General features: G+C 73.3%; 10 protein-coding genes and 1 pseudogene. 1 reads left to right on the top strand and 10 read right to left on the bottom strand.

The annotated features are described in order from the left end of the window. Nucleotides 1-60: 60 nt before the first annotated feature. Nucleotides 61-1,635, top strand: a pseudogene (locus ACWEV0_RS06950) (response regulator); the annotation flags it as partial. A gap of 39 nt (nucleotides 1,636-1,674) precedes the next feature. On the opposite strand, the gene ACWEV0_RS06945 reads toward ACWEV0_RS06950, so the two are convergent. The 10 genes from ACWEV0_RS06945 to ACWEV0_RS06900 form a co-directional block, all read right to left on the bottom strand. Beyond that, nucleotides 1,675-3,330 carry a long-chain fatty acid--CoA ligase gene (locus ACWEV0_RS06945; protein ID WP_453147143.1) on the bottom strand — a complete coding sequence of 552 codons (1,656 nt, stop codon included), beginning with the start codon at nucleotides 3,328-3,330 and terminating at the stop codon, nucleotides 1,675-1,677. A 199-nt stretch (nucleotides 3,331-3,529) separates the two neighbouring features. After that, a complete protein-coding gene (locus ACWEV0_RS06940; RefSeq protein WP_453147154.1) occupies nucleotides 3,530-4,063 on the bottom strand; it encodes a SigE family RNA polymerase sigma factor in 534 nt (177 codons plus the stop codon). A gap of 137 nt (nucleotides 4,064-4,200) precedes the next feature. Next, nucleotides 4,201-5,097, bottom strand: a complete 897-nt coding sequence (locus ACWEV0_RS06935; RefSeq protein WP_453147153.1) for a DUF1906 domain-containing protein — start codon at nucleotides 5,095-5,097, stop codon at nucleotides 4,201-4,203. Nucleotides 5,098-5,314: 217 nt separating this feature from the next. Beyond that, complete coding sequence (locus ACWEV0_RS06930; RefSeq protein WP_451609001.1) at nucleotides 5,315-6,481, bottom strand: lipid-transfer protein; 1,167 nt, start codon at nucleotides 6,479-6,481, stop codon at nucleotides 5,315-5,317. After that, the gene (locus tag ACWEV0_RS06925) at nucleotides 6,478-6,873 is read right to left on the bottom strand and encodes a MaoC family dehydratase (RefSeq protein ID WP_453147142.1); all 396 of its coding nucleotides are present in this window, start codon (nucleotides 6,871-6,873) and stop codon (nucleotides 6,478-6,480) included. The genes ACWEV0_RS06930 and ACWEV0_RS06925 overlap by 4 nt, the downstream gene beginning before the upstream one ends. After that, on the bottom strand, nucleotides 6,870-7,913 hold the full coding sequence (locus ACWEV0_RS06920) for an acyl-CoA dehydrogenase family protein (protein WP_453147141.1): 1,044 nt from the start codon (nucleotides 7,911-7,913) through the stop codon (nucleotides 6,870-6,872). Before ACWEV0_RS06920 ends, ACWEV0_RS06925 begins: the two co-directional genes overlap by 4 nt. Nucleotide 7,914: 1 nt before the next feature. Further along, complete coding sequence (locus ACWEV0_RS06915) at nucleotides 7,915-8,910, bottom strand: bifunctional MaoC family dehydratase N-terminal/OB-fold nucleic acid binding domain-containing protein (protein ID WP_453147139.1); 996 nt, start codon at nucleotides 8,908-8,910, stop codon at nucleotides 7,915-7,917. Next, complete coding sequence (locus tag ACWEV0_RS06910; protein ID WP_453147137.1) at nucleotides 8,907-10,094, bottom strand: acyl-CoA dehydrogenase family protein; 1,188 nt, start codon at nucleotides 10,092-10,094, stop codon at nucleotides 8,907-8,909. Before ACWEV0_RS06910 ends, ACWEV0_RS06915 begins: the two co-directional genes overlap by 4 nt. Before the next feature lie 173 nt (nucleotides 10,095-10,267). Next, entirely contained in the window at nucleotides 10,268-10,576 is a 309-nt protein-coding gene (locus ACWEV0_RS06905; protein ID WP_451609005.1) for a hypothetical protein, read from the bottom strand. Nucleotides 10,577-10,952: 376 nt separating this feature from the next. Continuing rightward, entirely contained in the window at nucleotides 10,953-11,402 is a 450-nt protein-coding gene (locus ACWEV0_RS06900) for a hypothetical protein (RefSeq protein ID WP_453147136.1), read from the bottom strand. Nucleotides 11,403-11,480 lie beyond the last annotated feature (78 nt).

Below are 11,480 nucleotides of genomic sequence, written 5' to 3'. Positions count from 1 at the left end.
GACGTGTAGAGCATCTCGGCCTGCGAGAGCGTGGTGTGTCCGGTCTCGCTCTGTGCCACGGTGCCCAGGAAGTTGGTCGCGTCGGCCCCGGCCGGCCCCGAGGAGGGCGCGCAGCCCACCGGGCGGCGCCGCCGGGCGCTCGCGGCCGCCCAGGAGCGCGCCGCCGCGCAGGAGGCCGGGCCGCGCACGCCGTTCGCGCTGGGGCCCGTCGAGGCCGACCGCGCCGCCGACCAGCACGGCGCCGTGGGGACCGCGCCGGAGAACGACCACACGCCGCCGCAGCCGCACCCGCTGCCCGCCGCCGGAGCCCGCACGGCCCCCGCGGCCTCCTCGGCTCCCGCAGGGCCGGCCACGGCCGGCGGGACCGGGACCGGGACCGGGACCGGCTCGATTCCGCTCCCGCCGGAGGTCCCCGCGGCCTCCGCGGCCCCCACGGCCCCGGCCGTCCCCATCGCGCCCGCGGCCCCGGCCGTCCCCGCCGCTCCCGTCGCTCCCGTCGCTCCCGCGCCCAAGGACGCCACCACCGGCACCCAGGGACGCGCCTTCAGCGTCCGCACCCTCGGGCAGGGCGTGCCCCTCGCGCCGCCCGCGAGCCCCTCCGGCCGGCGCCGCAAGCTCGGCAACCCGGCCGAGGAGAACCGCCCCGAGCCCGTCGTGCAGGAGCAGCCGCAGCCCGTACCGGCGCAGGCTCCGGCTCCCGCGCCGGCTCCGGTGCCGACGCCTGCCGGCACGCCCACGCCCGTACCCGTGCCCGTGCCCAAGTTGAGCCCGGCGTCCGCGCCCGAGGGCCGTGCGTACGCGATAGAGGCGCCCGCCGAGGGGTCGGCGGAGGGGCCTGAGCCGCTGGACGGGCCAGGTGGGGCCGTGGAGGTGGCGAACCGGCCGCAGCCGCAGCCCGTGGACGACGAACTGCCCCCGGAGCCGCTGGACAACCCGCGCCGGCTGCTCGTCTGGCCCGCGCCGGACGTCTCCACGCAGCAGGCTTTGAGCGACCGCGGCTACCGGCCCGTGATCGTGCACTCCCGCGAGGAGGTCGACGCGCAGATCGCCGCCTTCCCGGCCGCGCTCTTCGTCGACCCGCTGACCGGGCCCATCACCCGTACCGCGCTCCAGTCGCTGCGTCAGGCCGCCGTGGCCGCCGAGGTGCCGGTGCTGCTCGCGGCGGGGCTCGGGCAGGCGACGCGGGAGGCGGCTTACGGCGCCGATCCGGCCGTCCTGCTCAAGGCGCTCGCGCCCCGGGACAGCGAGCAGCACCCGTCCCGGGTCCTGCTGATCGAGGAGCACGACGACATCGCGCAGGCGCTCGCGGCGACCCTGGAGCGGCGCGGGATGCAGGTGGCGCGGGCGGCGGCCGACACGGACGCGGTCGCGCTCGCCCAGCAGCTGCGGCCGAACCTGGTGGTGATGGACCTGATGCAGGTGCGCCGCCGCCGGGCCGGGATCATCGACTGGCTGCGCGCGAACGGGCAGTTGAACCGCACCCCGCTCGTCGTCTACACCTCGTCGGACCTCGACGAGGCCGAGCTGCCGAAGCTGTCCTCGGGCGAGACGGTGCTCTTCCTCGCCGAGCGGTCGAACAGCACCGAGGTGCAGGCCCGGATCGTGGACCTGCTCGCGAAGATCGGCACCAACTGACCCCTGGGCGGGGCCTGTTGGTGCCGGTCACGGGGCGCGTCAGAGCTGCGTGACGTCCAGCTCGCCGTCGGCGTACTGCTTGCGGATCACCTTCTTGTCGAACTTCCCGACGCTCGTCTTCGGGACGCTCGGCACGATCGCCCAGCGCTCCGGCAGCTGCCACTTCGCGATGCCGCCCTCGGTGGCGAGGAAGGCGCGCAGCTCCTCGAAGTCCGCGCTCGCGCCCTCCTTGAGGACGACGGTCGCGAGCGGCCGCTCGTCCCACTTCTCGTCCGGGACGGCGACGACGGCGGCCTCGGCGACGGCCGGGTGGCCCATGAGGGCGTTCTCCAGCTCGACGGAGGAGATCCACTCGCCGCCGGACTTGATGACGTCCTTGGCCCGGTCGGTGAGGGTGAGGAAGCCGTCGGCGCTGATGACGCCGACGTCGCCGGTCTTCAGCCAGCCGTCCGCGCTGAACTTGTCCTCGGGTCGGAACGGTTCGCCGTCCGCGCCGCCGTAGTAGGCGCCGGCGATCCAGTTGCCGCGGACCTCCAGCTCGCCCGCGGACTCGCCGTCCCAGGGCAGGACGTCCCCGCCGGCGCCGACCAGGCGGGCCTCGACACCGGCCGGGAAGCGGCCCTGCGTGACGCGGTAGGCCCACGCCGCCTCCGGGGTGGTGGCGTCGGCCGGCGGGTGGGCCACGGTGCCGAGCGGCGAGGTCTCCGTCATGCCCCAGGCGTGGATGAGGCGGACGCCCAGCTTGTCGTACGCCTCCATGAGGGAGGGCGGACAGGCGGCGCCGCCGATGATGACGTCGGCCATCGAGCTGATGTCGCGCGGGCGGGCGGTGACCTCGGCGAGCAGGCCCTGCCAGATGGTGGGGACGGCGGCCGCGTGGGTCGGCTTCACGCGCTCGATCATCTCGGCGAGCGGGGCCGGCTGGAGGAAGCGGTCCGGCATCAGCATGTTGACGCCCGACATGAAGCCGGCGTGCGGCAGCCCCCAGGCGAGCACGTGGAACTGCGGGACGACGATGAGCGAGGTGTCCTTGGCGCTCAGGCCCATCGACTCCGTCATGTTGACCTGCATGGAGTGCAGGTAGATGGAGCGGTGGGAGTAGACGACGCCCTTCGGGTCGCCGGTGGTGCCGGAGGTGTAGCACATGGCGGCGGCGGTGCGCTCGTCGAGCTCCGGCCAGGCGTACGTGGTGGGGCGGCCGGCGATCAGCTCCTCGTAGTCGTGCACGCGCGGCGTCACCCCGTCGAGGACGGAACGGTCGCCGGGGCCCGTGACGACGACGTGCTCGACGGTCGGGAGGTGCGGCAGCAGCGGAGCGAGGAGCGGCAGCAGCGAGCCGTTGACGATGACCACGCGGTCGGCGGCGTGGTTGACGATGTAGGCGAGCTGCTCGGCCGGCAGGCGCAGGTTGAGGGTGTGGACGACCGCGCCCATGGCGGGGACCGCGAAGTACGCCTCGACGTGCTCGGCGTTGTTCCACATGAGGGTGGCGACCCGCTCGCCGTCGGTGACCCCGAGTTCGTCGCGCAGGGCGTTCGCCAGCTGTCCGGCGCGCGCGCCCGCCTCCGCGAAGGTGCGGCGCTGCGGCTCGGCCTCCCCGGTCCAGGTGGTGATGACGGACTTCCCGTGGATCCTCATCCCGTGCTCCAGGATGCGGGTCACGGTCAGCGGTACGTCCTGCATGGTGCTCAGCACGGCGTCCTCCCGGTGGGCGCGCTACGCGGCAGTAATGAACTGGGGCGCTGCCGATTCTGCTCACGTACCTCGCGGTATGTCACTACCCGGGAGTAGTCAATTTGCCAGTGATTACTGGCGTAACCGAGGGTAACGGGGTGAACTCAAGGGTCCTCCCGTACGGGGGTCGGAAGTTCTCCGGTACGGGGAACGGCGCAGGTCACCGTACGGGGGACAGCTCCGGGTCCTCGCGGAGTTTGCCGAGCGCCCGCGAGACGGCGCTCTTGACGGTGCCGACGGACACCCCGAGCACCTCGGCGGTCTGCGCCTCGCTCAGGTCCTCGTAGTACCTGAGGACGACCATCGCCCGCTGGCGGTCCGGGAGCTTCATCACCGCACGCCACATCGCGTCGTGCAGCACCTGCCGCTCCGCCGGGTCGCCCTCCGGCAGCCCGGCCGGCTCCGGCAGGTCGTCGCCGCAGGCGTACTCCTCGACCTTGCGCTTGCGCCACTGGGAGGTACGGGTGTTCACCAGCGCGCGCCGGACGTAGCCGTCCAGGGCGCGGTGGTCCTCGATGCGCTCCCAGGCGACGAAGGTCTTGGTGAGCGCCGTCTGGAGCAGGTCCTCGGCGTCGGCCGGGTTCGCGGTCAGCGAGCGCGCGGTGCGCAGGAGGAGGGGGCCGCGGGCCCGTACGTACGACGCGAACGACGGGAACGCGGCCGTGGAGGCACCGGCGCAGACGGGGCCAGACAGTGGCGGAGTCATGCCTCCACGCTAGGAGCGGGCCGGCCTGCCGGGGATCGCCCGCAGGTCCCGAACCGCACTCCCCCTCAGGTTGTAGGGATGGGGGCAGCCCCACCTCCTCTGGAAGGAGCCGCACCGGATCCGAGTCAGGGTTGCGGGATGACGCGGGCGACCGGCGCGTCGACGACGCTGCGGTCGATCGTCATCCGCCTGCCGCCGTACGTCTCGGTGACGTTGCCCGCGTACTGGTGGATGCGGGCGTGCGGCTGCCAGGCCGCCGGGCTCAGCACACTCTCGGTGTCGAGCGCGGGCCCGCCGCGCCAGCGCGCGAACCACACCACCGACGGCAGGTCCGGCACGCCCGCCACCCGCTGCCGCTCGATGTCGCGGATGCCGGTGTCGGCGCTGCTGTAGAAGCCGGGTACGTAGCCGAGCCGGCGCACCTCCCGGTTCCACGCGCGGACGAAGGCGAGGGTGGTCGCGAGGCAGGCGGCGTCGCCCGGGCGGTACGCCTCGATGTCCAGGTAGAGCGGGCTCGCCCGGTCGATGCCGAGGGCCTTGGCGGCCTTCACCGCGTCGCCGGCCTCCTGGGTGCCCTGCCGCCAGGGCGTGCGCCCGATCGCGTACTTCCGCTTGGCCGCGGAGTTCACGCACGGCGCCTGCGAGCCGACGAACAGCGGCAGGAGCCGGTAGCCGAGCGTGTGGACGGTGCCGACCCAGCCGCGGCTGAGCTCGCGCTGGGCGGGGCAGCCCCGGCCGCGGCCGCCGAAGTACACCCCGACGGCCCGGTACGGCGAGGCCCGCCAGGCCCGCATCACCGCGGTGGACGGCGCCTCGCAGGTGTCGAAGGCGCTGCCGGAGAAGTAGCGGAGGGCGGGGGCGGGGGCTGGCGCGCCGGCGGGGGCCCGGGGCGGCGCCGGGTGGCCGTGGGCGGGCGCGGCGAGGAGTGCGGCGAGCACGGCGACGACCGGGGCGGCAGCGGCGAGCACGGCACGGACGCGCGGGCGCCGGTGGTTCGGCGAGGCGCTCTCGACGTGGGTCACGGCAGTCACGGGGGTCACGGGGGCCGTGGCGCTCAAGGCACTCAAGGGACTCGACGCACTCAAGCGACCCGAGTGACCCGAGCGACGACCCGAGCGACTCAAACGGCTCAAACGACTCAAGCGACCCAGGCGACTCAACGGACTCAAGGGACTCAAGGGGCTCATGGCGTGAGTGAAGAGCCCTCCGCCGCGACCGGCCACCGCTCAGGCCGTCGCCTCAGCCGTCCGTGCCCAGGATCAACCCGGACGTGGGAACCCCGGTGCCCGCCGTCACGAGTGCCCGCGCGGCGCCCGGCACCTGGTTCACGGAGGTCCCGCGCAGCTGCCGTACCGCCTCCGCGATCCCGTTCATGCCGTGCAGGTACGCCTCGCCGAGCTGCCCGCCGTGGGTGTTCAGGGGCAGCGCGTCCGCCGCGACGAAGTCGGCCGCCTCGCCCGGCCCGCAGAAGCCGAACTCCTCCAGCTGCATGAGCACGAAGGGGGTGAAGTGGTCGTAGAGGATGCCGACGTCGATGTCACCGGGCGCGAGCCCCGAGCCGCGCCACAGCTGGCGGGCCACCACGCCCATCTCGGGCAGCCCGGTCAGCTCGTCCCGGTAGAAGCTGGTCATCGCCTCCTGGTTGCGGCCCGCGCCCTGGGCGGCGGACACGATCACGGCGGGCGGGCGGGCGAGGTCGCGGGCGCGCTCGGTGGAGGTGACGACGATCGCCTGGCCGCCGTCCGTCTCCTGGCAGCAGTCGAGCAGCCGCAGCGGCTCGGCGATCCAGCGGGAGGCGGCGTGGTCGGCGAGGGTGATCGGCTTGCCGAAGAAGTACGCGGCCGGGTTGGTCGCGGCATGGCGGCGGTCGGTCACGGCGACATGGCCGAAGGCGTCCGGCGTGAGCCCGTACGTGTGGAGGTAGCGCTGGGCGGTCATGGCGACCCAGGAGGCCGGGGTGAGCAGCCCGAACGGCAACTGCCAGCCGAGCGCCGCGCCCTCGGCGGACGGCTCGCGGTGCTGCACGCCGGAGCCGAAGCGGCGGCCCGAGCGCTCGTTGAAGGCCCGGTAGCAGACAACGACGTCGGCGACGCCGGCCGCGACGGCGAGGGCGGCCTGCTGGACGGTGGCGCAGGCGGCGCCGCCGCCGTAGTGGACGCGCGAGAAGAAGGACAGCTCGCCGATGCCGGCGGCCTGGGCGACGGTGATCTCCGGGCTGGTGTCCATGGTGAAGGTGACCAGGCCGTCCACGTCGGCGGGCCGGAGCCCGGCATCGTCGAGAGCCGCGTGCACGGCCTCCACGGCGAGGGTCAGCTCGCTGCGGCCGGAGTCCTTCGAGAACTCGGTGGCGCCGATGCCGGCGATGGCGGCGCGGCCGCCGAGCGCGTCGGGGGAGTGGAGGCTCACCGGGGGACCTCCACCGTGACGGTGCCGGTGACGTGGTGGCCCAGGCTGTTGGCTCCGACGACCTTGATGTGGACCGTGTCGCCGTCGGAGGCCGCGGCGACCTCCGTGACCGTGCCGGTCAACGTCATCGTGTCTCCGGGGTAGTTGGGGGCGCCGAGGCGGATGGCGACCTTGCGGAGGACCGCGCGGCGGCCGAAGTGGTCGGTGATGTAGCGGCCGACCAGCCCGTTGGTGGTGAGGATGTTCATGAAGATGTCGGGGGAACCCTTGGCCCGCGCCAGCTCGACGTCGTGGTGGACGTCCTGGTAGTCGCGGGAGGCGATGGCGCCGGCGACGATCAGCGTGCGGGTGACGGGGACGGTGAGCGGCGCCAGCTCGTCTCCGGCCTTCATGACGCGTCTCCCTTCGCGATCAGGTCGCCGAGTTCGGCGAGGAGTTCGGTGCCGCAGCCCAGATACGCGTCGAGCTGCCGCCCCCAGAGGAAGTGCCGGTGCACCGGGTGGTCGAGGTCGGCGCCCAGGCCGCCGTGCAGGTGCTGCCCGGCGTGCACGACCCGCTTGCCGGCCTCCGAGGCCCACCAGGCGGCCGTCAGGGCGTGCTCGGCGACGGGCAGCCCCCGGTCGTACCGCCAGGCCGCCTCGTAGGCGGTGACCCGGATAGCCTCCGTGTCCATGTAGGCGTCGGCCGCGCGGAGTTGGACCGCCTGGTTCGAGGAGAGCGGGCGGCCGAACTGCTCGCGGACGGAGGTGTACGCGACCGCGCGCGCCAGCGAGCCGGCGCAGACGCCCGCCTGGAGCCCGGCGAAGGCGATCCGGGCGGCGGCGAGCACGTCCTCGTACGCCTCCGGACCGGGGCCGCCGATCCGCTCCCCGGACGCCGGGTCGAGGCCGAGGCGGCCGGCGGACCAGGGCGCGGTGAGCTCGACGGGTTCGACGGCACCGGCGGTGACGGGGACGAGGTGGAGGGCCTTCTGCTCGTCCGGTACGAGGACGTGGGTGGCGTCCCGCAGCCAGGGCAGCCAGGGCAGGCGGGGTGTCCGGGGGCTCTGGAGGCTGCGCGGGCTCTGGGGGCTGCGAGTGCTTTGGGGGAAGGCGCCGGTCACGACGGTCGTACCGGCCCGCAGCCCGGGCAGCAGCCGGGCGCGCTGCTCCTGCGTACCGTGCCGGGCGACGGCGAGCAGCCCGTACACCGCGCTCGCCGTGAACGGCACCTGCGCCGTCGTGCGTCCCTGCTCCTCGGCGAGCAGCACCAGGCCGAGCAGCCCGGTCTCCTCCACGGCCTCGACGAGACCGGCCGCGCACAGCGCCTTCCACAGCTCGGCGTCCGTGCCGGTGCCGGCGGCGGCGAGCCGCTCGTGGGTGGCGAGGTCGCCGAAGATCCGGGCGGCGAGGTCGCGGGCGGCCTGCTGCTCCTCGGTGGGATCGAAGTCCATGTCAGCCCTCAGCTCCCTCTGACAGCGCCCGGAAGACGGGCAGTTCGAGCTCGTCGTCCACGCGCAGGAACTCCAGCCGGACCGGCAAGCCGATGCGGACCTTGTCGTACGGGACGCCGACGACGTTGCTGATCATCCGGACGCCCTCGGCGAGCTCGACGAGGGCGACGGCGTACGGAGGGGCGAAGGCGGGGAAGGGCGGGTGGTGCATGACGACGTACGAGTAGACGGTGCCGTCGCCGCCCGCCTCGACGGTGTCCCAGGCGCGCGAGCCGCAGGCGTTGCAGCCGGGCAGCCAGGGGAAGCGGAGGGTCGCGCAGTCGGCGCAGCGCTGGATGAGGAGGCGGTGTTCGGCGACTCCCGCCCAGAAGCCGGCGTTGTCGCGGTTGACGACGGGCCGGGGCCGCTTGGGCTTCGGCTCCTTCGTGGTCGTGGCCACGGGCGCGTACTTGAGGACGCGGAAGCGGTGGGTGCCGGCGAGTTCGCCGTCGGCGCGGATGTCCATGCGGGTGGTGATGAAGTGGCCGGTGCCGAGCTTGGTGGTCTTGCGGGGCGAGACGGACTCGATGACGGCGTCAAAAGTGATCGTGTCGCCGGGGCGCAGCGGGCGGAGGTACTCCTGCTCGCAGTCGGTGGCGACGATCGAGGTGCAGCCGGCGCGGTCGAGGAGGGCGGACAGCTCCTCGTACGCGCCGGAGCGGCCGGTGCCGTCGGTGGGATGCCCGGACAGTCCGCCCATGGTCCATGCCTGGAGCATCGTGGGCGGGGCGATGGCGTCGGGGCCCTCGTAGGCCGGGTTGGTGTCGCCCATGGCCTCGCACCAGTGCCGGATCATGGGCGCGTTGACCGGGTCCCTGCCGACGGACGCGGCGGAGGTGGTCCGCCCTTCGTACGCCTTGAGCCGCTCGTACAGGGCATCCGTCAGGGCATCCGTGTGGGAATCGGTCCGGGCATCCGTCAGGGAATCCGTCACTGAATCCGTCGTCTCCGGGCTCATCGCCGCCCCCTCCCCTTCATCCCGAGCCGCATCGTCGCGACGAGCTCCCGCTGCACCTCGCTCACGCCGCCGCCGAAGGTGTTGATCTGGGCGGCCCGGTTCATCCGCTCCAGTTCGCCGCCGCCAGCGCCGCCCGCACCGAGTGCGCCGGGTGAGCCGGCGCGGACGAGTCCTTCGGGGCCCGCGATCTCCTGGCAGATGCGGTAGACCTCGACGGCCGACTCCGTACCGGCGAACTTCACCCCGCTCGCGTCCCCGGGGGCGAGCCGCCCCGCGCCCACGTCCCCGACCAGGCGCCAGTTGAGCAGCCGGGTCGCGGCGAGCCGGGCGTGCGCCTCGGCGGCCCGGATGCGCACCCAGGGCTCGTCGATCCGGCGCCGCCCGGTCGCCGGGTCGGGGGTACGGGCGGCGGCGAGGGCGGCCTCGTAGAAGTCCTCGGCCTGCATGCCGATGGCGGCGAGCGCGACCCGCTCGTGGTTGAGCTGGTTGGTGATGAGGCCCCAGCCGCCGTTCTCGGGGCCGACGAGGTTGCCGGCGGGGACGCGGACGGAGTCGTAGTAGGTGGCCGTGGTCATCAGGCCGCCGACGGTCTGGATCGGGGTCCAGGAGAAGCCGGGCGCGTCGGTGGGGACGAGGACGATGGAGATGCCGTGGTGGCGCGGGGTCGCGGGGTCGGGGTCGGTGCGGCAGGCGAGCCAGATCCAGTCGGCGTTGTGGGCGTTGGAAGTGAAGATCTTCTGCCCGTCGACCAGCCAGTCCTCCTGGTCCCTGACGGCCCTGGTCCTGAGCGAGGCGAGATCCGTCCCGGCCTCGGGCTCGCTGTAGCCGATGGCGAAGACGGTCTCGCCGCGCAGGATGCCGGGGAGGAAGCGGGCCTTCTGCTCGTCGGTGCCGTACCTCATCAGGGTCGGGCCGACGGTGTTGAGCGTGACCATGGAGACGGGGGCGCCGGCGCGGTACGCCTCGTCGAAGAAGACGAACTGCTCGTCGGGGCCGCGGCCCTGGCCGCCGTACTCCTCGGGCCAGCCGATGCCCAGCATGCCGTCGGCGCCGATGCGGCGCAGCAGCGCGCGCTGGGCGGCGGTGTCGGCCGGGGGCGGGGGGCCGTCGGGCATCACGTCGCGGAAGTACGCGCGGAGCTCGGCGCGCAGCCGCAGCTGGCGTTCGGTCGGAGCGAGATGCACGGCGGGGCCCTCTCGTCAGAACTCGGATTTTCTGACTGTCCGTCAGAAAATGGAGCCCTGTCAAGGTCACGGAGGCGGCGAACGGCGAACACGGGAACGGCCGGTGCGCCGGTACCGAAGTACCGCCGCACGGGCCGTCGTTCACCCCGCCGTCATCTCCCCCGTCGGGCCGGTCACCACCACAGCGGATAGAAGTTGACCACCGCGTTGTCCTGGTCGATGTGCGTGAAGGCGGAGCCGTTCACGCTCGCCGTGTTGTTCTGGTTGGAGGCGCCGGAGCCGGTCGCCACCTGCTGCGTGGTGGTCGAGTTGCCGAGGTTGCTGCCGCCCACGCCGCTGCCGAGGATGGTGGCGACGCTGGTGTTCGATCCGTTGTCCGCGAATCCTCCGTTGTCGGCCTGGGCCACCCCGGTGAAGAGCGCGGCGGCGAGGGGCAGGGCGGCGGCAGCGGCGAGAACGCGGGCGGTACGGATGCTTGCCATGTCTTGTTCCTCCAGGAACTGAAGCTCTGTAGCTGAGACGCTGGACTGCTCTGAACTACTGCTGGAACCAAGGCAGTTGGCCGACTGCTTCGGTCGTTGTGCTCGACGTCGCGAGACCAGAGTTGCCCACCGAATCCCCGGCGAACCACCCCGGAGTGCCCGATTCCCCCTCAAGCGTGAGGACAAGTCGATAAACCCTCTTGCCGTCAAGAAAGCCGCAGGTCGGGCGTGTCGAGACGGGGAGCGGAGCGGGCAGGCCGGGCGCCGCAAGGGCTGAAGCGTTTCGCCGGGATTTCTCCGCTTTCACCCTCATCCCTCAGGTCGGCCCCGGCCCCTCCCGCCCCGGTCGAACACACGCACGCTCGGCGCCCGCGTCTCAGTCGCCGGAGAAGCCCCAGAAGTAGATCTCCTCGGGCCTCCCGTGATCGTCATGGAGCACGGCGCACCGCCCGTACCAGCGCCACTGGTCGAACTCCCCGAACCGCGGCACGTCGGCCCGGGTCAGCCTGCGCCTGCCCAGGACGCTCAGGGCCTCCTCCTCGGTGACCTGCTTGACCGTGCCGTGGTCCGGCTCCTCGTCCGGCCCGATGACCTTGAAGATGTCGAGGATCGAGTGCGTCCCCTCCTCCTGCACGAGCTCGTGCTCCCACAGCTCCTCCTCGGTCTCGGGCCACGGCAGCCGCTCCCCCGCCGGCAACCAGTCGACCTCGGCCCCCGGCCCCCAGTAGTAGTCCCGCTCCTCGAAGACCTTCCGCCGCAGCGCCTGGAACGCCCCGACGAGATCCTCCTGATACGGCACCGAGTAGTCCCACCCCGAAGCGCCCACGCGCCCTCCCAAGCCGACTCCGCAAGAACGGCCCGGACGCTAACAGCGCCCACTGACACACCGGCCCGGCCCGGACGG

The organism is Streptomyces sp. NPDC003943, assembly GCF_053605265.1.
This window is presented reverse-complemented; position numbering and strand designations above follow the sequence as displayed.